This is a genomic window from Streptomyces sp. NPDC002640 (genome assembly GCF_053592575.1).
On the sequence record NZ_JBSFVZ010000002.1, the window covers coordinates 225,291 to 250,672 of the forward strand.

Sequence of the window (25,382 nt, forward strand, 5' to 3'; positions counted from 1 at the left end):
CGGCCGACAGGGACCGCCACCCACGGTCCCGGTCCAGGGAGTTGTCGAGGACGGGCGCTACTCGGCCGTCCCCGCGGCCTCAACGGTCGGCGGGTCCGCCGGGTCCGTCTCGGCCGGCTTCGGCATGGTGATCGCCGCGGGCGACTCCGACGCCGCTCCCAACGCCGCTCCTGACGCCGCCGCTCCCGTGTCCGCCTTCTTCGGCGGCACCACCGGCATGCCGAGGAACGGCAGCTTCAGCGCCGCGAAGGCCTTCTCCGGCACCACCGGTGTCCGCGGCGGCACCGCGGCCAGTCGCCGGTACGCCTCGCCCTGCGCCGGCCGCGGGTCCTCCTCGCCCTTGTTGGGCCAGAACGACATCGCCCGCTCGGCCTGCGCCGTGATGGTCAGCGAGGGGTTGACGCCCAGGTTCGCGGAGACCGCCGAGCCGTCCACCACGGAGATCCCCGGGTGTCCGTACAGCCGGTGGTACGGGTCGATCACGCCGGTCTCCGGCGAGTCGCCGATGGGGCAGCCGCCCAGGAAGTGCGCGGTCAGCGGCATGCCGGTGAGCTCGCCGACGTTGCTGCCGGCGAAACCGTTGATCTCCTCCGACAGCAGCGAGGCCGCCTCCACCGCCGCCTTGATCTGCTTCGGGTTGGGCGCCCCGTGGCCCTGCCGCGCGGTGAGCAGGCCCTTGCCGAGGCCCGTGCGCTTCAGGTGCGTGGTCAGCGAGTTGTCCAGGGACTGCATCACCAGGCCGATGATGGTCCGCTCCGACCAGCGCCGGTTGGACAGCGACCGCAGGGTCAGCAGCGGGTGGCGCAGCCCGTTGCCCAGCCAGCCCAGGACCCGCGCCGGGCCCGTGCCCTTGGCGGCGTACGGCACCTGGAGCACCGTGAGGGCACCCATGGCGTTGGAGCCCTTGCCGTAGCGGACGGGTTCGATGTGGGTGTTGGCGTCCGGGTGGATGGACGAGGTGATGGCGACGCCCCGGGTGAAGTCGACCTTGGGCTGCCCGGTCACCCGGCGGTAGCGCCGGTCGTCGGTCTGCGCGCCCACCAGCGCCTCGGAGTTGGTGCGGGTGAGCATGCCCAGCTTGCCGGAGATCCGGGGCAGCTGCCCGCCCGCCTTCATCCGGTGCAGCAGCGTCTGCGTGCCGTAGGTGCCGGCGGCCACCACCACGTGACGTGCGCGGAAGACGCGCCCCTTGCCGAGCCTCTTGCGGTCGGTGCCGACGGCGTCGACCAGGAATCCGCCGTGGCCGTCCTCGGTGACGGACCGCACGGTGGTCATCGGGTGCACCGTCGTGCCGGCCTTCTCGGCGAGGTACAGGTAGTTCTCGTTGAGGGTGTTCTTGGCGCCGTGGCGGCAGCCCGTCATGCACTCGCCGCACTCGGAGCAGGCCGTGCGGCTGGGGCCGACCCCGCCGAAGTACGGGTCGGCGACCGCCTCGCCGGGCCGCGCGGTGACGCCGCCGTCCGCGTCCTCGCCGTCGCCGAAGAACACGCCGACCGGCGCCAGGTGGAAGCTGTCCCCCACGCCCATCCGCTCGGCGGTCGCCTTCAGGTGGACGTCCGAGGGGGTCATGGTGGGGTTGAGCCGCACGCCCAGCATGCGCTGCGCCTGGTCGTAGTACGGCTTCAGCTCCTCCTCCCAGTCGGTGATGTCCTTCCACTGCGGGTCCTTGAAGAAGGGCGTCGGCGGCACGTACAGGGTGTTGGCGTAGTTGAGCGAGCCACCGCCGACCCCGGCGCCGGCCAGCACCATCACGTTGCCCAGCAGGTGGATGCGCTGGATGCCGTACATGCCGAGTTGCGGGGCCCAGAGGAACTTCTTCAGGTCCCACGAGTTCTTCGGCAGGGTCTCCCGGGTGAACCTGCGGCCCGCCTCCAGGACACCGACCCGGTAGCCCTTCTCGGTGAGCCGCAGCGCGGTGACGGAACCCCCGAAGCCGGAGCCGACCACGACCACGTCGTAGTCGTAGGGCGGCCGGCCCTGCGGGGCGTCGGAAAGGCCTGCGGTCTTCTCCTGCGAAGCGTTCTCCTGCGACACGTGCGCGCTCCTCACTGAGAACGGTTGAGAACCGGGGCGGGCGATGGGTAAGGCGGTCCGGTGCGGCGGTCCGACCGGTCGGTCCGGTGCGGTGGGACGGGTCCGGTGCGGTGGTCGACTGCGGGGGGAAGGGCGGTTGCGGGGGAAAGGCGGTTGCGGGGAGGGCGGCTGCGGAGACCCTGGTGCGGCGGCGGGCGTGGTGCGGCCCGCCGCCGCGGGGGCGGTCAGCGCAGGCGGAAGGCCTTCATCACCTTCAGGCCCAGGCTGAGCACGTTCGCGTACTGCTCGTCGCTGAGGCCGAACGACGGCGCCAGCGGCATCAGCCGCTGCACGGCGACGGTCTGCGCCTCGGTGTACTTGAGGATGCCCTCGGACCCGTGACGGCGGCCCAGGCCGGAGTCCTTCATGCCGCCCATCGGCGAGCGGGCGCTGCCGTAGGCGGGCGCGAAGCCCTCGTTGATGTTGACGGTGCCGGTCTGCAGCCGGGCGGCGATGCGCCGGGCACGGCGGGTGTCCTTGGACCAGATGGACGAGTTGAGGCCGTAGTCGGTGCCGTTGACCCGCTCCACGGCCTCCTCCACGTCGGCGAAGCGGTAGACCGAGACGACCGGGCCGAAGGTCTCCTCGGAGCAGACCGACATGGGGGCTTCCACGCCGTCCAGGACGGTCGGCTCGTAGAAGTACGGGCCGACGTCGGGCCGGGCGACACCGCCGGCGAGGACCGTGGCGCCCTTGGCCACCGCGTCCTCGACGTGCCGCATGGTGGTCTCCATCTGGCGTTCGCTGGCCAGGGATCCCATGTCGGCGCCGTATCCCAGGAAGTTGCCCAGCCTGAGCGCCTTGGTCCGGGCGACGAACCGCTCCAGGAAGGCGTCGGCCACCGACGCGTGGACGAAGAGCCGCTCGATGGAGATGCAGAGCTGGCCGGCGGTGGAGAAGCAGGCGCGCACCGCGCCCTCGGCGGCCTTGTCCAGGTCGGCGTCGTCGAGGACCACCATGGCGTTCTTGCCGCCGAGTTCCAGCGAGACGCCGACCAGACGGGCGGCGGCGCGTTCGGCGACCTCACGGCCGGTGCGGGTGGAGCCGGTGAACGAGACGTAGTCGGCGTGGCGGACCACCTCGGGGCCGACCACCGGACCCTCGCCGATGACGACCTGCCAGACGTCGGCGGGCAGCCCGGCCTCGATCAGCGTCTCGCGCGCCCACAGGGCGGTCAGCGCGGTCTCGGTGTCCGGCTTCATCACCACGGCGTTGCCCGCCACGAACGCGGGCAGCGCGTCGCCGACGGACAGCTCCAGCGGATAGTTCCAGGGGGCGATCTGGCCGATCACCCCGCGCGGGTGGCGCAGTTCCTCGACCTTGGTGAGCACCGGCACCGCGCCCAGGTGACCCTTGGGGGCCAGGTAGGCCGGGGCCTTCCTGCCGTAGTGGCGGGCGGCCATGGCGACGGCCTGCAGCTCCTCGTGGGCGTGCAGGCGGGCCTTGCCGGTCTCGGCCTGGATCAGGTCGAGGATCTCGGCCTGGCGCTGGAGCACCAGGTCGTGGAAGCGGAGCAGGACGGCCGCGCGGCGGCGCACCGGGACGGCGGCCCAGGCCTTCTGCGCCGCGCGGGCACGCTCGAACGCCGTCGCGACCTCCTCGACGGAGGTCTCCGGAAGGTCGGCGAGCCGTTCACCGGTGAACGGACTGTGGTTGAAGGTGAGGCCGGTACCGGTCACACCCCTGGTCAGCCGCGCCACCCGTTCCGGCGTCACCACGTCGGCGATGGCGCGCGCGCCGGACGGCGCGGCGGCCACCGGGTTGGTGCCGGCCGTGCCGCTGTCCGTCCTCCGCGCCCGCGGGGCCTGCGTCTCCGTCATGACGCGCAGGGTATGACGGTCGAAACACTTTGGGTACCCATCGGTAACCCCCTTCACCTCGTGGACACATCATGCCAGTGATCGCTGGCACAAAAGCCCTGATCAGGGGTTGTGCGACGGGAAACAGGTTCGCAGAACTCTTCCGGCCCGGTTTCGGCCGGGTGACGCCCGGCGGTCGCCGCGGGCCCGGCGGGGCGTCCGCGCCGGGCCCCGGGACGACGCGTCAGGCCGGGTCGAAGACCAGGTTCTCGATGGTCCGCCGCGCCACTTCCCTGCCCCGCTCGGTGACGTCGCCCTTGCCCGGATAGGCGATCACGACCCGGTACATCCGGTCGTCGGTGTTCTCGTAGTAGAAGAACCGCATCTCGACCCGACGGGGGTCCTGCGCGTCGGTGGTGTCGAAGGCGACGACGTTCTCCGCCGCGGGCCGGTCCTGGTGCTTCAGGCCCGGCCGGGGGGTGGTCGTGGGGCTCTCCGGCATGTCGAAGTCGAACTCGCCGTCCTTCACGAACTCGTCGTTCTCCGCGTGCATCTGCGCGTCCGGGCTGACGGCGACGTCCCGCAGGACGTCGTCCCGCGAGTACCGCTCGACCCGGACCCATATGACGCCGCTGGGGTCGGAGAAGGTGACCTTGTCCTGCTGGGAGTCGGTCTCCTTGGGCTCGATCGCCGTGTAGCTGCCGGGCACACCGACGCTCACGCCGAGCGCCTTGCGGTGGTGGGTCTTCCAGCCGTCCGGCAGGGGACCGGCGAACGGGTCGGCCAGCACCAGCCAGGTGGCCAGCACCGCCGCCAGCAGGCAGGCCAACGCCCCGAACAGCACCTTCCGCGGCACCCACGTCCCGCCCGCGCGGGGCGGTGCCGGACGCGGCGGGGCGGGCGGGGCCGGGGGCCGCAGCGCCGCCTCCAGCAGGCGGCGGGTGCCCGCGTGGTCCAGCCGGTGCGCCGGGTCCTTGCGGAGCAGCCCGGTGATCGCCTCGGCGAGCGGACCGGAGGCGGACGGCGCGGGCGGCTCGGAGTTGAGCACCGCCTGCAGGGTCGCCGGAACGTTGCTGCGCCGGAACGGCGAGACGCCCTGGGTGGCCGCGTACAGCACCACCCCCAGCGACCACAGGTCGGAGGCCTCCCCCGGCCGCTGCCCCAGCACCCGCTCCGGGGAGACGTACTCGGGCGAGCCGACGAAGGCGCCGGTGTCGGTGAGGCTGGTGTCGCCCTCGGCCTGGGCGATCCCGAAGTCGGTGAGGACGACCCGGTCGTGGCTGCCGAACAGCACGTTCTCCGGCTTGACGTCCCGGTGCAGGATCCGCGCCGCGTGCACCGCCTCCAGCGCGCCCAGCACCTCGAGTCCGATGCGGGCGGCCTCCCGGGAGTCGAGCGTGCCCTCCTGGAGGACGTCGCCGAGCGAGCGGCCGCGCACCAGCTCCATGACGATCCACGGCCGGCCGTCGACCAGCGCCACGTCGTGGACGGTGACCACGGCGGGATGGTCGGTCCGGGCGGCGGTGGTCGCCTCGCGCCGCATCCGGATGTAGAGCTTCTCCTGCTCCTCCGCGGGCAGGTGGTCCGGGACGCGGGGCTCCTTGACGGCGACCTCGCGGCCCACCGTCTCGTCCATGGCCCGCCAGACGGTCCCCATGCCGCCGTGTCCGAGCCGGGAGAGCAACCGGTAGCGGCCCGCGATCAGGCGTCCCGCGCCGGGGTCCTGGGCGGGCGGCCGCTCCGGCGTCGCCGGGGTGGGCCGGTGCGGGTGGGGCTGGGCGGGCGTCGCCGGGTGGGGCGGCGCGGGCGCGTGGGCGTGCTGCGGCATCGGCTGCGCCTGGCGGGCGGCCGGGTGGGGCGCCTGCTGCTGCGCGGGCACCCCGTACGGCGCCGGCGGCTGCTGGGCGGGCGCGCCGGGCGGCGCCGGCGGCTGCAGGCCGTAGCTGGTCGGTTTCTCGGGCCGGTGGCCGGCTCCCCCGTCGCTGCTCATGAACCCATCCCTATCGCGCCCGGCCCGCACGAAGCCACCGTCCCGGACGAGCGGTCACAGAGCCGTGACGGTCGGCGGGTGTACTCAGGTGGTCAGCCGGTCCAGTCGCAGGTGGTCAGCCGGTGTACTCGTAGGTGGTCGACGCCTGTTCGAAGAGGCGCGTCACCTGGTCCTTCTCCGCGTCCGGCCCGCGCAGCTGCACCACGTGGTAGCGGCCGCCGTCGAGGATGGCCAGGTTGCGCACGTAGAGCTTGCGTCCCTGGTCGTCCGTCCAGGTGAACTCGCCCTCGGCCATGACCTTGCCGCCCACCTCGATGCGGCGCAGGCCGCCCGACCCGGCCCAGGTGGAGTCCCGGTAGGGCTGCAGTTCGGGCTCGTGCTCCTGCTGGTAGACCTGCGGGTCGCGGCCGTACTGCTCGGCGCTGTCCCGCCCGGGCACCACGATCAGCCGGAAGTCGCCCCGCGAGTAGACGACCTGGCCCTGGCCGTTGCGCGGTGCGCGCTCCCAGCCGCCGGCGACGGCGATCTCGAAGCCCTCGGGGTCCTTGCGGAGGGTGAATCCGTCCGCGAGGTCGCCCTCGGGCGGGTCGGAGGGTCCGGCGGGGTCCTTCGCGGACGCCGACGGGGACGGCTTCGCGTCGTCCGGGGGCGGCGTGCTCCGCGGGGTGTCGGCGGGGAAGGAGTTGCCGGACCGGCCCTGCCGGTCCGCCTGTTCACCGGCCTCCGGCAGGAAGAGCACCGCGTAGGCGACGGCGGCCACCAGCAGCAGGAGGATCGCCACGAGCAGCGTCCGTCCGAGGCTGCGCGGCGACTGCTCGCGCTCCTCCGGCACGGCCCGCCCGGCGCGTTCGGCTCGTGCGGCGCGGACCGGACGCTCCGGGCGTGGCGGCCGGTCGGCGCGTACACCCCGCTCCGCGCGCACGGCGCGTTCCGGCTGGTCGGCGGCCGCGCGGCGGTGGCGGGCGCGGGCGGCCCCGTCCTTGCGGGAGCCCCGGCGGCGGCGCACCAGTTCGCCCTTGCGGCGCACCATCGGCAGCCGCTCCGGGTCGGCCGGCGGCAGCGCGATGACGTTGACGCCCGCCTCGGGTTCCGGCGCGGACCGCACCATCGAACGCAGCCAGCCGGCGAGTTCCTCGACGTCCGGCCGGTCGGTGGGGTCCTGGCGCAACAGGGACTCCACGACGGGACGCAGCGGCCCGCACTCCTCGGCGAAGGCCGGCGGCTCCGCGCACACCAGCTGGACCAGTTCGGCGGTGGAGTCCTCCGGGTAGGGGGCGTGGCCCTGCACGGCGCGGAAGAGCAGCGCGCCGAGCGCCCACAGGTCGGTGGCCGGTCCCACGGGCGCGGCGAGCTGCCAGTTGTCGTGCACCGGGTGGGCCTGTTCGGGCGCCCACCGCTCGGTGACCGCGCCGACCACCGTCATCCGCGCCTGCCGGGCCCGCTCCGCGGCGAGCGCGGTGGCCGGGCCGCGGCCCGGGGGCGGCGGCGGGACCGGTGAGGCCGCCGGGGCGGCCGGAGCCGCGGGAGCCGCCGGGGCGTGCCGCGAGGGCCCGCCCTGCTGCGGGACGGGCGTGTTCGCCGTGCGGGGGACGGGATCGGCGGTCGACGCGGACCCGGGCGGGGTCGGCCAGGTGACGGAGGCGGCGGGGCGCGGCTCGACACCGTGCCAGGACGGCCGTCCTTGCACGCCGTAGGGATCGGCTATCCGGCCGGGCGGGTCGGCGGGCTTCTCCGGCGCGGGCACGCCCTCCACGGGTGTGCGGGCTCCGGGCAGCGCCGGGCGCCCGCCGGGTCCGTGTTCCTCCAGGCTCCGGCCGGCGCTGAGCGCCTCGTCCACCCGGGCGGCCGCGGCGTGCGCGCCCTCCTGGTAGGCGGCGATCGCGCGGTGCGTGGCGTCCTCGCCGCGTGACGCGGGGCCGTCCGCTCCGGGCCACGGCGCCGCCTCCGGGGCCGGGGCCCAGTGGTCGGAGGAGGGCGAGGGCGAGGGCGCGGGCAGGCCCGGGACGGCGCGCGGGGCGGGGACGGCGGACGCGTCGGGTTCCGGGGACTCCGGGCCGCCGGAGTCCCCGGGTTCGGGTCCGGGCGGCTCGGGGGCGTCCAGCGGCGGCGTCTCCGGCGGGACCGGGTCGTAGCCGCAGAGGGCTTCCTCGGCGGCTCCGGCGGCCAGCCCGCCGAGCACCACCCGCCCGTCGTCGCAGACCAGCACCGTGCGCGGGGTGATGTTGCGGTGGACCCAGCCGTGCGCGTGCAGGACCCGGAGCGCCATCAGTACGTCGGCGGCGATCTCGGCGGCGCGGTACGGGGTCAGCGGGCGTTCGGCGAGCAGGTCCCCGAGGGGGCGGCCCGGCACGGCCTCGCCGACGACCCAGAGGGAGCCGCCGTCGGCGAACACGTCGTAGACCTGGTCCAGCCGGGGGTGGTCGGGGATGCGCGCCGCCTCCCGGGCCGCCTCCAGGGCGCGGCGCACCGCCGGCTCCGCGGGCTCGCCGTCCCGGCTCCCGCCGTACCGCGCGGCCGCGCTGAAGCCCTCGGGCAGCCCGTCGGCGTCCAGCACCTCGGCCTCGACGACCTCGGGGAGCGGGATCTGACGGACCCGCACCTCCTGGCCGCTGTAGGTGTCGAAGGCCAGCCCCTCGGCCAGGTCGTACCGGTCCTCGCCGGACGGGGGCAGGGGCAGGCGATAGCGATCGGCGAGTATCCGTCCCGCGTAGTCGTCCACCAGACCCTCCCCGCTCCGCCCGGTCGGTCAGTTCCGTTCGGTGTGCGCCGTGTTCCGGCCGTTCTTCCGTCTGCGTACGGTCCGCGCGGATTCACGATACGTGCCGTGGCCGACACCCGCCGCTCCGATGCGACATCCTGCCACCGCGCGGCCCCGCCGGATCAGGTCTTCGGCCGGAACGTGGCGGTGAGGGTGTCCCAGGTGTCCTTGCGCCGGTCACCGTCCCAGTCGGCGGACGGAGCGGTGTACATCAGCGCGTAGCCCTGGATGGGGCTGACCACGAACCCGCGGTTGACGACCCGGTACTTGGTGCCCCCCTGGGCGTAGGTGAACTCCCAGTCGGCCGCGTTCCAGCCGCGGAAGTCCACCGCCTCTATCCCGATCCGCCGGTACTGGTCGCGGGCCATGTACTTCTCCTGCTGCTCCCAGTCGGCCACCGGGTCGTCCTTGGGGGTGCTGGTCCAGCCGATCAGCAGCCGCTGGTCGCCGGGGCCGGTGAAGCGGGCGCCGGCCTTGTCGCTGGAGCGGTAGCGCCAGCCGGCGGGCAGGCCGATGGTGAAGCCCTGCGGGGACGTGTACGCGGTGGTCTCCAGCAGACCGTCGTCGGAGGCGCCCGAGCCCTTGCCGTCGCCCTTGCCGCCGCCCTTGCCGTCCTCCTTGTCACCGCCCTTGTCGTCCTCCGTGCCGTCGTCGTTGGAGGCGCTCGGGGAGGTGCGGTCGTCGGGCTCGCCGGAGGAGCCCTCCGAGGAGCCGGACTTCCCGTCGCCGGGCTCGGGCTCGCCGCTGGCCGCCACGTCGCCCCGGCCGGCGGAGTCGTCCGTGCCGTCGCCCAGCGTGTTGACCAGGACGGTGACCAGCACGGCGAGGACCGCGACCACCGCGACGGCGATCAGCACGGTCCGCCGGGAGAACACGTCCCCGAGGGAGCCGCCCGGCCCGCCCGGCCCGCCCTGCTTCGACGACGCGGGGGCGGCGGGCCGCTCCGGCATGTCGGCGGGCGTGCTCATCACGGGCCAGCCCGGCCGCGCGGCGGGCGCGGCGGAAGTGGCGGGCGTGCCGGGAGTGGCGGACGTGGCGCCGGACTTCGCGGCCGTCCCACCCGCGGGCCCCGCGGCGTCCTTCCCGGAGCCGGCGACGATCGGGCGGGAGGTGGTGCCGGTGAGGGGCAGCGCGGCGGAGCCCTCGCGCTCCTCGGGCAGCGGGACGGTGCGCACGGCGTCCACCGGCGTGGACTCGGCCTCCGCGGCGGTGCCCGAGAGCACGGCGCCGAGCAGGGCGCGCGCCTTGGCGTCGTCCAGCCGCTTGGCGGGGTCCTTCTCCAGCAGGCCCAGGATGACCTCGCGCAGCGGCCCGGCGTGCCGGGGGTCCTCCACCGGCTCGGTCATCACCGCGGTGAGCGTGGCGATGGCGGAGCCCTTGTCGTACGGGGGCACGCCCTCCACGGCCGCGTACAGCAGGCCGCCCAGCGACCACAGGTCGGCGGCGGGGCCCGGCTTGTGACCGCGGGCGCGCTCCGGGGAGATGTAGGAGGGGGCGCCGACGAGCATGCCCGTGGAGGTGAGGGAGGGGTCGCCCTCGATCTGGGCGATGCCGAAGTCGGTGAGGACCACCCGGCCGTCCTCGGCCATCAGCACGTTGGACGGCTTCACGTCACGGTGCAGGATGCCCTCGCGGTGGGCGGAGCGCAGCACGTCGAGGACGGCGAGGCCCACCTCGGCGGCGCGGCGCGGGTTGAGCGTGCCGTCCTCGCGGATCACCTCGGCGAGGGACTTGCCGGTGACCATCTCCATCACGATCCACGGCCGGTCGTCCTCGTCGACCACGTCGTAGACGGTCACCGCGCTGGTGTTGCGGATCCGCGCGATCGCCTTCGCCTCGCGCAGGGTGCGTGTGATGAGGCGGCGCTGTTCCTCATCGTCGATGTTGACCGGAAATCGCAGTTCCTTGACGGCGACCTTCCGGCCGAGCGTCTCGTCCTCGGCGCGCCAGACCGTGCCCATGCCGCCTCGGCCGAGCACCGACTCCAGCCGGTAGCGCCCGGCGAGGAGACGTCCGGTCCTGTCCTGACGAGGTGTCCCCGCCCGCTCCGTCTCCGACATGCGTCCCCTCATGCAACCCGCCCTGACAGAGCCTCCATTGTCCCCCACCCGACAAGTGAACGGGCCGCCGGGTGGGGATGAACCGGCTTGCCGTACTTGACCGATGACGGGCTGCCACCACGGTCGACGGTACCGGCGAAAACCGCCTCGTCCACCCCCGACGGCGGACGAATCCGCCCACCTCTCCACCCCGTCTTCCCCGTCCTCGCCGAAGCCCACGTCCCGTCCCACGGTTCCGGACGCGGCCCCGAAGCCCGCGGCGTGCCCGCACCCCACGGTGTCGTCGCGCGGGTCGGCCACCTGCCGCACAGGCCGGAACCCGCTCCCGGCACGGGCGCGACCGCCGACGACCGCCCACCACCGAGGCGCAGACCCGCGCCCCCCACGGCCCCACCGCGCACTCACGCCGCGTCACCGCAGGCCGTCACCACGGGGTGTCACCGCGGGGTGTCACCGCGGGGTGTCACCGCAGGCCGTCACCGCGGGCCGGGGCGCCGCGCGGACGCGCAGGACGGCGCTCCACTCCCCTCTGCCGGCGCGCGCCGGGCATCGGCACCACCGCTCGCCGCAGCCCATCCCGCACCCGCCCCGCGGTACGGCGCCCGCGGCCCAGCCGCCCCGGCGTCCCCCGCGAGAGGGCGGCGGCAGGGCCGTCAGGAGTGGATGATGTCCGGGGCCCCGAGCCTCGCCGCGTCCGCCGTGAGGTCGTCCGGCTGGCGCTGCGACTCCCGTTCCGCCTCCACCCGCTTCTCGTAGTACTCCACCTCCCGGTCCACCCGCTCCGCGTCCCAGCCGAGGACCGGGGCCATCAGTTCGGCGACCTCCCGCGCGCTGCGGGTGCCGCGGTCGAACGTCTCGATGGAGATGCGGGTACGCCGGGTCATCACGTCGTCCAGGTGCAGCGCGCCCTCGCTGCGGGCCGCGTAGACCACCTCGGCCCGCAGGTAGTCGTCGGCGCCGGGAAGGGGCGCGGCCAGCGAGGGGTCCTCGGCGATCAGTTCCAGCACCTCCTCGGCGAGCGAGCCGTACCGGTTGAGCAGGTGCTCCACCCGGACCACGTGCAGGCCGGTGCGCGCGGCGATGCGGGCCCGCGCGTTCCACAGCGCCCGGTAGCCCTCCGCGCCGACCAGCGGGATCTCCTCGGTGACGCAGGGCGCCACCCGCCGGTCGAGCCCGTGCACCGCCGCGTCCACCGCGTCCTTGGCCATCACCCGGTACGTCGTGTACTTGCCGCCCGCGACCACCACCAGCCCCGGCACGGGGTGCGCCACGGTGTGCTCGCGGGAGAGCTTGCTGGTCGCCTCCGACTCCCCGGCCAGCAGCGGCCGCAGACCGGCGTAGACGCCCTCCACGTCGTCCCTGGTGAGGGGGATGGCCAGCACCGAGTTGACGTGCTCCAGCAGGTAGTCGATGTCGGCGCTGGAGGCCGCCGGGTGGGCCTTGTCGAGGTTCCACCCGGTGTCGGTGGTGCCGACGATCCAGTGCCGCCCCCAGGGGATGACGAACAGGACGGACTTCTCGGTCCGCAGGATCAGCCCCGTCGCGGAGTGGATGCGGTCCTTGGGGACGACCAGGTGGATGCCCTTGGACGCCTTGACGTGGAACTGGCCGCGCTCGCCGACCATCGCCTGGGTGTCGTCCGTCCACACCCCGGTCGCGTTGACGATCTGCTGGGCGCGGATCTCGTACTCGCCGCCGCCCTCCAGGTCCTTCACCCGGGCGCCGACCACCCGCTCGCCCTCCCGGACGAACCCGGTGACCCGGGCCCGGTTGGCGACCTTGGCCCCGTAGGCGGCGGCCGTCCGCACCAGGGTGGCGACGTAGCGGGCGTCGTCCATCTGGGCGTCGTAGTACTGCAGCGCGCCGGTCAGCGCGTCCTTGCGCAGGCAGGGGGCGACCCGCAGGGCGTGACGGCGGGTCAGGTGCCGGTGGCCGGGCAGTCCCCGGCCGTGCCCGCGGGCCAGCGACATCACGTCGTACATCGCGACGCCGGCGCCGGCGTAGGCCCGCTCCCAGGCCTTGTGCTGGAGCGGGTAGAGGAAGGGGACGGGCTTCACCAGGTGCGGCGCCAGCCGCTCCAGCAGCAGGCCGCGTTCCTTCAGCGCCTCCCTGACCAGCGCGAAGTCCAGCATCTCCAGGTACCGCAGGCCGCCGTGGATCAGTTTGCTGGAGCGGCTGGACGTACCGGAGGCCCAGTCGCGGGCCTCGACCAGGCCGGTCACCAGGCCGCGGGTCGCCGCGTCAAGCGCGGTGCCGGCCCCGACCACGCCTCCTCCGACGACCAGCACGTCGAGTTCCCGCTCGGCCATGGCCGCCAGGGACTCGCCCCGCTGCTCCGGCCCGAGTGTCGCTGTCCTCACCGCTGCCTCCCACGCTGTCGTCGTGTTGGTGCCGGTCGAACCGGGTGGGTCACCCGTGCTGATCGATTCTCACCGGCTCGCCGTGGATCGGCCACCACCCGTCCCCTGCCTGTGGACAACCTGCCCGGCGTTCCCGCACGTCACTGCCGCCCCGTCACCCCTGAGGCTGATCCGCGTGATCAACACGCGCATGCCGTCCACAATGCCGCATAACGGTCATATTTACTCCTAGTCTGACAGTGCGCTCGTCCGAGAGGATCTCCCGGCTTGCGCACCTGTCCCCCTCCGGCTATCGGGAAGGACGGCCCACCCATGCCCGCAGACCTCGCCGTCATCGGACTCGGCCCGCTCGGCCTGCCGCTGGCCCAGGCCGCCGTCGCCGCCGGCGTCCCCACCCTCGGTTACCGCCTCGGACCGGACTCCGGATCCCTGACCGCCGCCGAACTCCGCCGCATGCTGGCCCGCGGCTTCCGCCCCACCGACCGCCCCGACGAGCTCGGCAGGGTCCGCACCGCCGTCATCTGCGCCCCCGTCACCCGTGCGGCCGACGGCGGCCTCGACCTCACCGAGGTCGCCACCGCGGCCCGGACCCTCGCCGCCCGGCTGCGCCCCCACACCACCGTGATCCTCGAGTCGCCGGCCCACCCGGGCACCACCGAGGGCTTCCTGCGCGACCTGCTGGAGCAGGGTTCCGGGCTGCTGGCCGGGCGGGACTTCCACCTCGCCTACTCCCCCAGCCGCGTCGATCCCGGCAACCGCACCTGGACGCCGGCCAACACCCCCACCGTGGTCGGCGGTCTCACCCCCGCCTGCACCGAGTCCGCCATCGCCTTCTACGCGCGGATCACCGACCGCGTGGTCCGCGCCCGCGGCCTGCGCGAGGCGGAGACCGTGCACCTGCTGGAGACCAACTTCCGGCACGTCAACATCGCCTTGGTCAACGAGATGGCGGTGGTCTGCCACGACCTGGGCGTCGACCTGTGGGACGTCATCCGCTGCGCGGAGACCAAGCCCTTCGGCTTCGAGGCGTTCCGCCCCGGCCCCGGCGTCGGCGGCCACGGCCTGCCCCGCGACCTCACCGCCGGCACCGCCGGTGCGGCCGGTGCGGCCGGGCCGGCCCTGCGCATGGTGGAACTCGCCCGCCGCGTCAACGCCGGCATGCCGCGCTACGTGTCCCGGCGGGCCGCCGCCCTGCTCAACGAGCACGGCAAGTCGGCGCGCGGCGCCCGGGTCCTGCTGCTCGGCGTCACCTACAAGCCCGACCTCGACGACGACCACCACTCCCCCGCCGAGGAGATCGCCGCCCACCTCGGCGCCCTGGGGGCCGAGGTCGTCTTCCACGACCCCTACATCGGCGAGTGGCGCGTTCACGGCCGGTCGGTGCCCCGCGCCGACTCCGTCCACGAGGCCGCAGCCGACGCCGACCTGACGATCCTCCTCCAGCAGCACCGGGCGTACGACCTGCAGAGCCTCTCGGTCAAGGCACAGCTCCTGCTCGACACCAGGGGGGCGACGCCGACGGGTGCGGCGCACCGCCTCTGACGAAGTGACAGGTCACGGGCGGGCGACTGACGGCCGAAATCGTGCGAGGACGGCAGGGCTCCACTGCTACTCTGCCCACTCTTCGTACACACGCTCGTACCCACGGGGGATCTGTCATGACCCAACCCACGCCTCCTCAGCCGGCCGAGGGCAACCCGTACGCCGCCGCTCCCGGTGTCCCGCCGCAGGGCGGCGCCCCCCAGGGCGCCCCGCAGGGCCAGCCGGCTCCGCAGGGCTACCCGGGTGCCCCGGTCTACGGCACCCCGGCTCCGGCCTACAGCGCCCCGGCGATCCCCGCCCTCCCCTCCGGCGGCAAGCTGGCGCTGGGCGCGGTGGCCGGCCTGGTCACGGGTCTGGTGGCGGCCGTGGTCTACGGCATGATCCTGGGCAAGGCCGAGGTGGAGATCGGCTACGCCGCGGTGGGCGTGGGCGCCCTCGTGGGACTGGTCGCGGGCAAGCTCGGCGGCGGCAACCCGGTGACGGGCGCCATCGCCGCGATCGTCTCGCTGGGCTCGGTCTACCTGGGCCAGCTCATCGGCATCGCCGTCTTCGCGGCGGACAGCCCGCTGCTCCCCTACGACAGCTTCTTCCAGGTGCTGGTCGAGGACTTCTCCATCGTCCAGCAGGCCTGGAGCGAGGAGCTCGACTTCCTGAGCTTCGTCTTCATCGCCCTCGGCGGCGCGGCGGCGTTCAGCGTCGCCAAGAAGGTCGGCAGCGACTGATCCGGCACCCCGGACGAGACGAAGGGCCCGCCCACCGGACGAACCGGTGGGCGGGCCCTCGTGCGTGACGGGTGGGGGTCAGCGGCGGTGCTGGGAGTCCGCGACGGTCACCTCGACGCGCTGGAACTCCTTGAGCTCGCTGTAGCCCGTGGTCGCCATGGCCCGCTTGAGCGCGCCGAAGAAGTTCATCGACCCGTCCGGCGAGTGGGACGGCCCGGTGAGGATCTCCTCCAGGGTGCCCACGGTGCCCAGCGCGACCTTCTTGCCGCGCGGCAGCTCGGTGTTGACCGCCTCCATGCCCCAGTGGTGGCCGTTGCCCGGGGCGTCGGTGGCGCGCGCCAGCGGGGAGCCGATCATCACGGAGTCCGCGCCGCAGGCGATCGCCTTGGGCAGGTCGCCGGACCAGCCCACGCCGCCGTCCGCGATCACGTGCACGTACCGGCCGCCGGACTCGTCCATGTAGTCCCGGCGCGCCGCCGCCACGTCGGCGACCGCGGTGGCCATCGGCACCTGGATGCCCAGCACGTTGCGCGTGGTGTGCGCGGCGCCGCCGCCGAAGCCGACCAGCACGCCCGCCGCGCCGGTGCGCATCAGGTGCAGCGCGGCCGTGTAGGTGGCGCAGCCGCCCACGATCACCGGCACGTCCAGCTCGTAGATGAACTGCTTCAGGTTGAGCGGCTCGTGCGAGGAGGACACGTGCTCCGCCGACACGGTGGTGCCGCGGATCACGAAGATGTCGACGCCGGCGTCCACGACCGTCTTGGAGAACTCGGCGGTGCGCTGCGGGGAGAGCGCCGCGGCGGTGACCACACCGGCGTCACGCACCTCCTTGATGCGCTGCCCGATCAGTTCCTCCTTGATCGGCGCGGCGTAGATCTCCTGGAGGCGGCGGGTGGCGGCCTCGGCCGGCAGCTCGGCGATCTCGTCGAGCAGCGGCTGCGGGTCGTCGTACCGGGTCCACAGGCCCTCGAGGTTGAGGACGCCGAGGCCTCCCATCTCGCCGATGCGGATGGCGGTGGCCGGGGAGACGACCGAGTCCATCGGCGCCGCCAGGAACGGCAGCTCGAAGCGGTAGGCGTCGATCTGCCACGCGATCGAGACCTCCTGCGGGTCCCGCGTGCGGCGGCTCGGGACGACGGCGATGTCGTCGAAGGCGTACGCCCGGCGGCCGCGCTTGCCGCGCCCGATCTCGATCTCAGTCACGTCTGTGGCCTTTCCCTCTGCTTGTCAGGCGTCATCCAGTATCGCCGACGCCCATGCAGAGGGCGGCCCCGCGCCCGGCGGGACCGCCCTCCTGCGTTGTTTTCCGTGCTCCTGCTTACAGCTTGCCGCTGTAGTTCGGCGCCTCGACCGTCATCTGGATGTCGTGCGGGTGGCTCTCCTTGAGACCCGCCGAGGTGATCCGGACGAAGCGGCCCTTGGACTCCATCTCCTCGATGGTCTCCGCGCCCACGTAGCCCATGGTCTGGCGCAGGCCGCCGACGAGCTGGTGCAGCACGTTGGAGAGCGGACCCCGGTAGGGGACCTGGCCCTCGATGCCCTCGGGGACGAGCTTCTCGTCGGACGCGACCTCGGCCTGGAAGTAGCGGTCCTTGGAGTAGGACTTGCCCTGGCCGCGGGACTGCATCGCGCCGAGCGAGCCCATGCCGCGGTAGGACTTGAACTGCTTGCCGTTGATGAACTGCAGCTCGCCCGGGGACTCCTCGCAGCCGGCCAGCAGGCTGCCCAGCATCACGCTGTCCGCGCCGGCGGCCAGCGCCTTGCCGATGTCGCCGGAGTACTGCAGGCCGCCGTCGCCGATGACCGGAACACCGGCCGGGCGGGCGGCGAGGGACGCCTCGTAGATGGCGCTGACCTGCGGGACGCCGATGCCGGCGACCACGCGGGTGGTGCAGATGGAGCCGGGGCCGACACCGACCTTCACGCCGTCCGCGCCGGCGTCGATGATCGCCTGGGCGCCGTCACGGGTGGCGACGTTGCCGCCGATCACGTCCACGTTCACCGCGGACTTGATCTTCGCCATCCAGGAGAGGGCGTTGCTGTTGTGGCCGTGGGAGGTGTCGACGATCAGGAAGTCCGCACCGGCGGCGGCCAGCGCCTGGGCCCGCTCCAGCGCCTCGGGGCTCGCGCCCACGGCGGCGCCGACGAGCAGCCGGCCCTCGGAGTCCTTGGCGGCGTTGGGGTACTGCTCGGCCTTGACGAAGTCCTTGACCGTGATCAGGCCCTTGAGCACACCCGCGTCGTCGACCAGCGGCAGCTTCTCGATCTTGTGCTTGCGGAGCAGCTCGATCGCGTCGGCGCCGGAGATGCCGACCTTGCCCGTGACCAGCGGCATCGGCGTCATGACCTCGTGCACCTTGCGGCTGCGGTCGGTCTCGAAGGCCATGTCGCGGTTGGTGACGATGCCCAGCAGCTTGCCCGCCGGGTCGGTGACCGGGACGCCGCTGATGCGGAACTTGGCGCACAGCGCGTCGGCCTCGGCGAGGGTCGCCTCGGGGTGCACGGTGATCGGGTCCGTCACCATGCCGGACTCGGAGCGCTTCACCAGGTCGACCTGGTTGACCTGGTCCTCGATGGAGAGGTTGCGGTGGAGCACACCGACGCCGCCCTGGCGGGCCATGGCGATGGCCATCCGGGACTCGGTCACCTTGTCCATCGCCGCCGAGAGCAGCGGGATGTTGACCTTGATGTTCCGGGAGATCCGGGTGGAGGTGTCGACCGCGTTGGGGAGGACGTCCGACGCTCCCGGTAGCAGCAACACGTCGTCGTAGGTCAGCCCGAGTGTCGCGAACTTGGCGGGCACTCCGTCGACGTTTGCAGTCATGACACCTTCCCCAAATGGCCTTGATCGGTGCGGATGTCCATGCTAACGGGATCCTGGGGTCCGGCATTCCACCATTCGTGGGCGTGGTGGGTGACACCCCGGCCCCGCGTTCGGTTACCGGCGGTGATCGCCGTCCGCGCCGCGGTGACGGAACGCGCCGTGCCCGGTGGTGGAGACGCACGATGGCCGGAAATGGCCGGTAGCGCCGTCGCGCGCAGTGACCGTCACTGCTCGGCGAGCGCCCGCAGACGGCTCAGCGCACGGTGCTGGGCGACCCGCACGGCACCGGGTGACATTCCCAACATCTGGCCGGTTTCCTCCGCCGTGAGGCCGACCGCGATCCGCAGCAGCAGCAGTTCCCGCTGGTTCTCCGGAAGGTTGGCGAGCAGCTTCTTGGCCCACTCGGCGTCGCTGCTGAGCAGCGCCCGCTCCTCGGGGCCGAGGGAGTCGTCGGGCCGCTCGGGCATCTCGTCCGAGGGCACCGCCGTGGATCCGGGGTGGCGCATCGCGGCGCGCTGCAGGTCGGCGACCTTGTGGGCGGCGATGGCGAAGACGAAGGCCTCGAAGGGCCGGCCCGTGTCCCGGTAGCGCGGGAGGGCCAGCAGCACGGCGACGCAGACCTCCTGCGCCAGGTCCTCCACGAAGTGGCGGGCGTCGCCGGGGAGCCGGGACAGCCGGGTGCGGCAGTACCGCAGGGCCAGCGGGTGCACCCGGGCGAGCAGGTCGTGCGTCGCCTGTTCGTCGCCGTCGACGGCACGGAGGACGAGGGCACCGATCACCGTCGTCTCGTCGTCGCGCATCGCTCCATGGTGCCCTGGAGCCCGCGAGCCGGGTCCGCCACGGCCCTGGTTGTGCACCGAAGCGTTATGAGCAGGTGCGCCGGCACTCATCCCCTGCGCCCTCCCCTTCCGCTCGACCGACTCGTCCCCGAGAACTCCACATCCTCAAGGATGCGGCATCCGCCGGGAAACGAGCATCGGGCACCCGTCGGGAGGTTCTGACGTCTCCGTCACAGGTGCGGCAGGCGGGGCCTCCCGGAGTCTCTCCGGGACCCCGCCGTGACGCAGTCATCGAGACGACCCACGGGTGTGGGTCCTACCGGACCAGGCCCCAGCGGAAGCCGAGTGCCACGGCGTGCGCCCGGTCCGAGGCGCCGAGCTTCTTGAAGAGCCGGCGGGCGTGCGTCTTGACCGTGTCCTCGGAGAGGAACAGCTCACGGCCGATCTCGGCGTTGGAGCGGCCGTGGCTCATGCCCTCGAGGACCTGGATCTCACGGGCCGTGAGCGTGGGCGCGGCGCCCATCTCGGCGGACCGCAGCCGGCGCGGGGCGAGCCGCCACGTCGGGTCGGCCAGGGCCTGCGTCACCGTGGCGCGCAGTTCGGCCCGGGAGGCGTCCTTGTGCAGGTAGCCGCGGGCACCGGCGGCGACGGCGAGCGCCACGCCGTCCAGGTCCTCGGCGACGGTGAGCATGATGATCCGCGCGCCGGGGTCGGCGGAGAGGAGGCGGCGGACCGTCTCGACACCGCCCAGGCCGGGCATGCGGACGTCCATGAGAATGAGGTCCGAGCGGTCGGCGCCCCAGCGGCGGAGGACTTCCTCGCCGTTGGCCGCCGTCGTCACACGCTCGACGCCGGGCACGGTCGCGACCGCGCGGCGGAGCGCCTCTCGGGCAAGCGGGGAGTCGTCGCAGACGAGGACGGAAGTCATGACCGCCCTCCGCAGCTGATGCGCGTCACCTTGAGCCTCCAGGCTGGTACGAAATCGTCACCTGTGCGGTCGATCCATCGCGGGCCTCTCGGATCTTCCACCCGAGCGCTTGTTCCGTCGACCGCCTCGCCCTCTCAACGACGGTCACTCGAAAGAGTTACGGGGAGAAAGGCCGCCTTCAGCACTCTACGTGAGGGGGTCATCACGTATCGGTCACACACAGCATGCACACAAGTTTTCCTCAGGCACTCTGACCCGTTTGGTCCCTTTTCTTCCCTTTTGCTGGTGTCTGTAGCTAGATTCGCAATGAGTCATATTTTCATCTCCTTAGATCGTTCGTAGATCTTCATTGATCGCGGGTACGCGGTCGCCGAACCGGCAACCAGCACCAAGGGGACACGCCATGGCTGATTTCTCCCGCCTTCCCGGGCCGAACGCGGATCTGTGGGACTGGCAGCTCCACGCCGCCTGCCGAGGGGTCGACAGTTCGCTGTTCTTCCATCCGGAGGGAGAACGCGGGGCGGCCCGCAGTGCCCGCGAGAACTCGGCCAAGGAGGTGTGCATGCGGTGCCCGGTACGGGCGGAGTGCGCCGCGCACGCACTGGCGGTCCGGGAGCCCTACGGAGTGTGGGGCGGGCTCACCGAGGACGAACGCGAGGAGCTGATGGGGCGGGCACGGCACCGCCTCGTCCCGGTGCCGGACCGGGGGCCGCGGGTCCACGACACGGAGGGCCTGGCCCAGGGGGGCCACGGACACCACGGAGTCCACGAGGCGCACGGGGTCCACGGGGTCCATGAGGGGCACGGGGTTCGCGAAACGCACGGGCTCCACGAGGCACACGGGGTCGCCGAGGCGCACGGGGTCCACGGGGCGCACGGGGATCTGTAGCGCCCGCTGCGGCCTGGGTCGGGGAGTGAACGTTTCTGCTGGTTCCCCGGGGTGCGCCCCGGCTCGGTCGCGCGGGCTCAGTCGCGCGTGGTTCCGGCGCGCTCCAGCTGGGCGAGGGTGGCCGCCACGGCGGGCACCTGCTCCAGGTCGGGAAGGGTGAGGGCAACGATCTCGCGCCGCACGGCCGGTTCCACGCGGACCTCGCGGACGCCCCGCCCCCTGACCGACTCCACCGCCAGCCGGGGCAGCACCGCCACGCCCAGGCCCGCGCCGACCAGCCCGGCCACGGCCGGGTAGTCGTCCGTCGCGAAGTCGATCCGCGGCGTGAACCCGGCCTCCGCGCACACCTGCACCAGCTGCCCGCGGCACCGCGGACAGCCCGCGATCCACGGTTCCCCGGCCAGTTCGCCGATCCCGACCGACTCGGCGGACGCCAGCCGGTGCCCCTCGGGCACCAGACCCACCAGGCGGTCGCTGAGCAGCGGCCGCACCACCAGGTCGTCCCACTCCTCCGACTCCGCGGAGCCCGAGGCCGCCGCGTAGCGGAAGGCGAGCGCCACGTCGCAGTCACCGGCGCGCAGCATCTCCACCGAGCGCGGCGGCTCGGCCTCCTCCAGCGACACCTGGGTGCCGGGGTGCTCGGCCCGCAGCGCGGCCAGCGCCGTCGGCACCAGTGTGGAGCTGCCGCTCGGGAACGACACCAGGCGGACCCGGCCCGCCCGCAGCCCGGCGATCGCCGCCACCTCCTCCTCGGCGGCGGTCAGCCCGGCGAGGATGCCCGCGGCGTGCCGCACCAGGGCCTCACCGGCCTGTGTGAGCCGCATGCCGCGACCGGCGCGGACGATCAGGGGGGTGCCGGCGGAGGACTCCAGCGCCTTCATCTGCTGGCTGACGGCAGGCTGCGTGCAGCCCAGCTCGCGGGCGGCCGCGGAGAACGAACCGGTGGCGGCGACGGCGCGCAGGACACGGAGATGACGGGCCTCGATCACCCTTCCGAGCATAAGTCAGCCTTGGAGCGGAACGGGAAAAACCACCTCCCGCTTTGATGCCGTCGGCGCTACCGTGCCGCGTATGAAGGTGCTCTCGCTCAATCTCGGGTCCGCCGTCGCGGTGCCGTACACCCAGCAGCCGGACGGTCTCACCGGCATCGACAAACGCCCGGTGGACGGCCCCGTCCGGGTGTTCGCCCCCGGCCCGAAGGGCGCAGGCGCGAGCGGCATGACCGGCGACGCGGTCTGCCACACCCGCCACCACGGCGGTGACGACCAGGCGGTCTACGCGTACGCCCGCGAGGACCTCGACGAGTGGGAGCGCGACCTCGGCCGGCCTCTGCGCAGCGGCGTCTTCGGCGAGAACCTGACCGTCTCCGGCCTCGACGTGTCGGGCGCCCGGGTGGGCGAGCGGTGGCGGGTGGGCCCCGAGGTCGTCCTCCAGGTCACCTCGCCGCGCATCCCCTGCGGCACCTTCCAGGGCCACATGGGGGAGCCTCAGTGGGTGAAGCGGTTCACGGCCAAGGGCGCCCCCGGCGCCTACTTCCGGGTGCTCACCCCCGGCGAGATCCGCGCGGGGGACGCGGTGGAGGTGGTCCACCGCCCGGATCACGACGTCACCGTCGCGCTGGTCTTCCGCGCCCTGATGGTGGAGCGCTCCCTGCTGCCGCGTCTCCTGGAGGCAGGCGAGGACCTTCCGGAGGAGGAGCGCGAGGCCGTGCGGAAGTACCGGGAGCGGCAGGCGCCCTGACCGGCGTCCGTTCACCCGCCGCCCCGCCTCCCCCGGGCCCGCCGGCCTGCATAACCTGACCCCATGACCACTGCTCTGATCACAGGTTCGACGGCCGGCCTCGGCGCCGCCTTCGCACGTCGGCTGGCCGCCCGGGGGCACAACCTGGTGCTGGTGGCCAGGGACACCGAGCGGCTGCGCACGCAGGCGACCGAGCTGCACGACCGGCACGGCATCGAGGCCGAGGTGCTCACCGCGGACCTCGCGACCGACGAGGGCATCGAGGCGGTGGCCGCCCGCCTCTCCGACCGCCGGAACTCGGTCGACCTCCTGGTCAACAACGCGGGGTTCGGCAACAAGGGCCGCTACCTGGAGGTCCCCCTCGCGGACGAGCTGCGCATGCTCAAGGTGCACTGCGAGGCGGTGCTGCGCCTGACCTCCTCGGCGGTCGAGGGGATGCGGGAGCGCCACCGCGGCGGCGTGATCAACGTGGCCTCGGTCGCCGCGTTCGTCCCGCGCGGCACCTACGGCGCGTCCAAGGCCTGGGTCGTCCAGTTCACCCAGGGCGCGGCCCGTGACGTCGCCGCCGACGGGGTCCGCCTGATGGCCCTGTGCCCCGGCTTCGTGCGCACCGAGTTCCACGAGCGCGCGGGCATGGGCACGGACAACATCCCCGGCTGGATGTGGCTGGACGCCGACAAGGTGGTCACGGCCGCCCTCGACGACCTCGCCCGCGGCAGGACCCTGTCCATCCCGGACCCCCGCTACAAGGCCCTGATGGGGCTGACCAAGCTGGTCCCCCGGAACCTGATCGGCGGGGTCTCCTCCTCCGCGGGCCGGAAGTACGGCCCGAGCCGCTGACCCGCGCCGCCCCTGGCCCGGTCCCCGTTTCCGTCCCGGCCCCCGTCTCCGGTTCCGTCCCGGCCCCCGTTTCCGTCCCGCCCTCTGTTTCCGTTCCCGTCCCGGTCCCCGTCCGTGGCCGTCTCCCGGTGAGGCGGCCACAGCCGTGTCACAGCGCGAGCAGGCCCGCCGCCGTCGGACGGAAGCCGCACGCGTCGACGTAGAAGGGGCGCAGCGGCTCCTCGAAGTCGACGTGGAGCCAGCGGCACCCCGCCGCACGCGCCTCCCGCGCCGCCATCCGTACCAGGGCTGCCCCGGTCCCCTCGCCCTGCCGCTCCGGGGCGACAGCGGTGTCGAGCAGGAACGCGTGCGTGCCGCCGTCCCACGCGACGTTGACGAACCCCACGAGCTTCCCGCCGTCGCGCGCGCAGACCCAGCCGAGGCTGTGCCCCTTCAGTTGCGCCTCCCATCCGCCGTCGCCTGGCGGGTGTCCGAACGCCGCCGCGTGCAAGGCGTCCAGTTCGGCGTCCTGGACGTGGCCACGCCACTCGTAGTGGGTCGTCATGCGCGGAGGCTAGCTCAGCCGCAGCAGCCGCCGCCCGGCGCCGGGCGCTCGCCCAGCTGGACGACCTGCGGGGTCCGCGCGACCTGGGGTGCCGGGGCGGCCTGGGCCGCGGGGGCGGCCTGGGCCAGGGGGATGGCCGGGGCCGCCGGGGCGCAGCAGCCGCTGTCCGCGGCCTGTTCGGGGGCGGCGGTGTCGAAAAGGCCCGCGCCGCCGCAGACGCCGGTCTCCGGGAGGACCAGTTCGACGCGGTCGGCGGCTGCGGTGTCACCGGCCAGCGCGGCGGCCACGGACCGGACCTGCTCGTAGCCGGTGAGGGCCAGGAAGGTCGGGGCGCGGCCGTAGGACTTGGCACCAATCAGGTAGAAGTTCCGCTCGGGGTGGGCCAGTTCGCGGTGGCCGTGCGGGTAGACCGTGCCGCAGGAGTGCTGGTTGGGGTCGATCAGCGGGGCCAGCTCGACCGGCGCCAGCAGCCGCTCGTCGAGGCGGAGGCGGATCTCGGAGAGGAACGACAGGTCCGGGCGGAGGCCGGTCAGCACGATCACCTCGTCGACCGGGTCGAGGCGGCGGCCGTCCTCGGCCACCAGGACGACGCGCCCCTCGCCGTCCCGCTCGACGGCGGCCGTGCGGAAGCCGGTGACGGCGTCGGCGTGCCCCTGGTCCACGGCGGCCTTGGCGGCGAGGCCAAGGGCGCCACGCGCGGGGAGCTGGTCGGCGGTGCCGCCGCCGAAGGTGGAGCCGGAGATGCCGCGTCGCAGGACCCAGGTGGTGTGCGTCCCCGCGCCGTCCTCCGCCGCGGCCAGATCGGCGAGGGCGGCCAACGCGGTGAACGCCGAGGCGCCGGAGCCGACGACCGCGGTGCGGCGCCCGGCGTGGCGGGCCCGCACGGCGGGGTCGGTCAGGTCGGGCACCCGGTAGGTCGTCCGGTCCGCGGCGGCCTTCTCCCCCGGGGCGGGCAGCCCGTCGCCGCCGGCCGGGCCCGGCAGCGTCCAGGAGCCGGAGGCGTCGATCACCGCGGCGGCGAGCAGCCGCTCCTCGCGGCCGTCGGCGTGGGTGACGCGCACGGTGAACGGCTGGGCCTCCCGGCCGGCGTCGACCACCCGGTCCCGCCCGACACGGGACACGCCGGTGACGGTGGCCCCGTAGCGGACCGCGTCCCCGAGGACGTCGGCCAGCGGCTGCAGGTATCGCTCGGCCCAGTCCCCGCCGGTGGGGTACGAGCCGGCGTCGGGGCGCGTCCAGCCGGTGGGGGCGAGGAGCTTCTCGGCCTCCGCGTCCACCAGTTCGCTCCAGGGGGAGAAGAGCCGCACGTGCGCCCACTCCCGCACCGCTGCCCCCGCGGTCCGCCCCGCCTCGAGCACCAGCGGGGTCAGCCCGCGCCCGGTCAGGTGCGCGGCGGCGGCCAGGCCGACGGGCCCGGCTCCGATGACGACGACGGGAAGCTGTACCTGCTCGGTCATGCCCACTCCTGGCCCGTGTATCGATGAACGTCGAACCCCTCGCCACCCAGCCTGACACCGACTTCGACATCCGTCAA

At 73.7% G+C, this 25,382-nt stretch carries 17 protein-coding genes and 1 pseudogene; 5 read left to right on the top strand and 13 right to left on the bottom strand.

The genetic code is table 11. The features are described from left to right. Positions 1 to 57 precede the first annotated feature (57 nt). From ACWD3O_RS03620 to ACWD3O_RS03645, 6 genes are all read right to left on the bottom strand, one after another. Positions 58 to 1,953, bottom strand: coding sequence for a GMC oxidoreductase (locus ACWD3O_RS03620; protein ID WP_451414835.1), 1,896 nt, complete (start codon positions 1,951 to 1,953; stop codon positions 58 to 60). 305 nt (positions 1,954 to 2,258) lie between these two features. After that, positions 2,259 to 3,893, bottom strand: coding sequence for a succinic semialdehyde dehydrogenase (locus ACWD3O_RS03625; RefSeq protein ID WP_451414743.1), 1,635 nt, complete (start codon positions 3,891 to 3,893; stop codon positions 2,259 to 2,261). Between the two features lie 223 nt (positions 3,894 to 4,116). Continuing rightward, positions 4,117 to 5,862: a serine/threonine-protein kinase gene (locus ACWD3O_RS03630; protein WP_451414744.1), complete on the bottom strand. Its 1,746-nt coding sequence runs from the start codon at positions 5,860 to 5,862 to the stop codon at positions 4,117 to 4,119. Positions 5,863 to 5,977: 115 nt separating this feature from the next. Next, positions 5,978 to 8,581, bottom strand: a complete 2,604-nt coding sequence (locus ACWD3O_RS03635; RefSeq protein ID WP_451414745.1) for a protein kinase — start codon at positions 8,579 to 8,581, stop codon at positions 5,978 to 5,980. A 161-nt stretch (positions 8,582 to 8,742) separates the two neighbouring features. After that, positions 8,743 to 10,680 carry a protein kinase domain-containing protein gene (locus ACWD3O_RS03640; RefSeq protein ID WP_451414746.1) on the bottom strand — a complete coding sequence of 646 codons (1,938 nt, stop codon included), beginning with the start codon at positions 10,678 to 10,680 and terminating at the stop codon, positions 8,743 to 8,745. A 653-nt stretch (positions 10,681 to 11,333) separates the two neighbouring features. Beyond that, on the bottom strand, positions 11,334 to 13,040 hold the full coding sequence (locus ACWD3O_RS03645; protein WP_451410522.1) for a glycerol-3-phosphate dehydrogenase/oxidase: 1,707 nt from the start codon (positions 13,038 to 13,040) through the stop codon (positions 11,334 to 11,336). A 312-nt stretch (positions 13,041 to 13,352) separates the two neighbouring features. Here ACWD3O_RS03645 and ACWD3O_RS03650 point away from each other — a divergent pair, with 312 nt between their 5' ends. Both ACWD3O_RS03650 and ACWD3O_RS03655 read left to right on the top strand, forming a co-directional pair. Then, a complete protein-coding gene (locus ACWD3O_RS03650) occupies positions 13,353 to 14,582 on the top strand; it encodes a nucleotide sugar dehydrogenase (RefSeq protein WP_451414747.1) in 1,230 nt (409 codons plus the stop codon). Positions 14,583 to 14,698: 116 nt separating this feature from the next. Continuing rightward, entirely contained in the window at positions 14,699 to 15,304 is a 606-nt protein-coding gene (locus ACWD3O_RS03655) for a hypothetical protein (protein WP_451410524.1), read from the top strand. A gap of 78 nt (positions 15,305 to 15,382) precedes the next feature. Here the strand turns inward: ACWD3O_RS03655 and ACWD3O_RS03660 are convergent, their stop codons facing one another. From ACWD3O_RS03660 to ACWD3O_RS03675, 4 genes are all read right to left on the bottom strand, one after another. Further along, a complete protein-coding gene (locus tag ACWD3O_RS03660) occupies positions 15,383 to 16,507 on the bottom strand; it encodes a GuaB3 family IMP dehydrogenase-related protein (RefSeq protein WP_451410525.1) in 1,125 nt (374 codons plus the stop codon). Between the two features lie 115 nt (positions 16,508 to 16,622). Beyond that, positions 16,623 to 18,128 carry an IMP dehydrogenase gene (gene guaB, locus ACWD3O_RS03665; protein ID WP_451410526.1) on the bottom strand — a complete coding sequence of 502 codons (1,506 nt, stop codon included), beginning with the start codon at positions 18,126 to 18,128 and terminating at the stop codon, positions 16,623 to 16,625. A 224-nt stretch (positions 18,129 to 18,352) separates the two neighbouring features. Further along, entirely contained in the window at positions 18,353 to 18,928 is a 576-nt protein-coding gene (locus ACWD3O_RS03670) for a sigma-70 family RNA polymerase sigma factor (protein ID WP_356128757.1), read from the bottom strand. A 295-nt stretch (positions 18,929 to 19,223) separates the two neighbouring features. After that, the gene (locus ACWD3O_RS03675) at positions 19,224 to 19,835 is read right to left on the bottom strand and encodes a response regulator transcription factor (protein WP_003948568.1); all 612 of its coding nucleotides are present in this window, start codon (positions 19,833 to 19,835) and stop codon (positions 19,224 to 19,226) included. A 403-nt stretch (positions 19,836 to 20,238) separates the two neighbouring features. Between ACWD3O_RS03675 and ACWD3O_RS03680 the strand changes: the two are divergent. Next, a pseudogene (locus ACWD3O_RS03680) lies at positions 20,239 to 20,547 on the top strand (WhiB family transcriptional regulator); the annotation flags it as partial. Positions 20,548 to 20,801: 254 nt separating this feature from the next. Here ACWD3O_RS03680 and ACWD3O_RS03685 read toward each other — a convergent pair. Beyond that, positions 20,802 to 21,713 (bottom strand): LysR family transcriptional regulator, encoded by a 912-nt coding sequence (locus ACWD3O_RS03685; RefSeq protein WP_451410527.1) that lies wholly within the window; start codon positions 21,711 to 21,713, stop codon positions 20,802 to 20,804. Positions 21,714 to 21,795: 82 nt separating this feature from the next. Here ACWD3O_RS03685 and ACWD3O_RS03690 point away from each other — a divergent pair, with 82 nt between their 5' ends. Continuing rightward, complete coding sequence (locus ACWD3O_RS03690; protein ID WP_451414748.1) at positions 21,796 to 22,464, top strand: MOSC domain-containing protein; 669 nt, start codon at positions 21,796 to 21,798, stop codon at positions 22,462 to 22,464. Positions 22,465 to 22,527: 63 nt separating this feature from the next. Continuing rightward, positions 22,528 to 23,304: an SDR family NAD(P)-dependent oxidoreductase gene (locus tag ACWD3O_RS03695; RefSeq protein ID WP_451410529.1), complete on the top strand. Its 777-nt coding sequence runs from the start codon at positions 22,528 to 22,530 to the stop codon at positions 23,302 to 23,304. Between the two features lie 148 nt (positions 23,305 to 23,452). Here the strand turns inward: ACWD3O_RS03695 and ACWD3O_RS03700 are convergent, their stop codons facing one another. Further along, positions 23,453 to 23,848, bottom strand: coding sequence for a GNAT family N-acetyltransferase (locus ACWD3O_RS03700; RefSeq protein WP_451414749.1), 396 nt, complete (start codon positions 23,846 to 23,848; stop codon positions 23,453 to 23,455). A gap of 14 nt (positions 23,849 to 23,862) precedes the next feature. Continuing rightward, on the bottom strand, positions 23,863 to 25,305 hold the full coding sequence (locus ACWD3O_RS03705) for an NAD(P)-binding domain-containing protein (protein WP_451414750.1): 1,443 nt from the start codon (positions 25,303 to 25,305) through the stop codon (positions 23,863 to 23,865). Positions 25,306 to 25,382 lie beyond the last annotated feature (77 nt).

Excerpts from the sequence above, each read along its gene's own strand:
- ACWD3O_RS03630 (WP_451414744.1), bottom strand. The coding sequence starts at position 5,862 with ATGAGCAGCGACGGGGGAGCCGGCCACCGGCCCGAGAAACCGACCAGC.
- guaB (WP_451410526.1), bottom strand. The coding sequence starts at position 18,128 with ATGACTGCAAACGTCGACGGAGTGCCCGCCAAGTTCGCGACACTCGGG.
- ACWD3O_RS03695 (WP_451410529.1), top strand. The coding sequence starts at position 22,528 with ATGACCACTGCTCTGATCACAGGTTCGACGGCCGGCCTCGGCGCCGCC.
- ACWD3O_RS03675 (WP_003948568.1), bottom strand. The coding sequence starts at position 19,835 with ATGACTTCCGTCCTCGTCTGCGACGACTCCCCGCTTGCCCGAGAGGCG.
- ACWD3O_RS03700 (WP_451414749.1), bottom strand. The coding sequence starts at position 23,848 with ATGACGACCCACTACGAGTGGCGTGGCCACGTCCAGGACGCCGAACTG.
- ACWD3O_RS03670 (WP_356128757.1), bottom strand. The coding sequence starts at position 18,928 with ATGCGCGACGACGAGACGACGGTGATCGGTGCCCTCGTCCTCCGTGCC.
- ACWD3O_RS03690 (WP_451414748.1), top strand. The coding sequence starts at position 21,796 with ATGAAGGTGCTCTCGCTCAATCTCGGGTCCGCCGTCGCGGTGCCGTAC.
- ACWD3O_RS03655 (WP_451410524.1), top strand. The coding sequence starts at position 14,699 with ATGACCCAACCCACGCCTCCTCAGCCGGCCGAGGGCAACCCGTACGCC.
- ACWD3O_RS03650 (WP_451414747.1), top strand. The coding sequence starts at position 13,353 with ATGCCCGCAGACCTCGCCGTCATCGGACTCGGCCCGCTCGGCCTGCCG.
- ACWD3O_RS03625 (WP_451414743.1), bottom strand. The coding sequence starts at position 3,893 with ATGACGGAGACGCAGGCCCCGCGGGCGCGGAGGACGGACAGCGGCACG.
- ACWD3O_RS03640 (WP_451414746.1), bottom strand. The coding sequence starts at position 10,680 with ATGTCGGAGACGGAGCGGGCGGGGACACCTCGTCAGGACAGGACCGGA.
- ACWD3O_RS03705 (WP_451414750.1), bottom strand. The coding sequence starts at position 25,305 with ATGACCGAGCAGGTACAGCTTCCCGTCGTCGTCATCGGAGCCGGGCCC.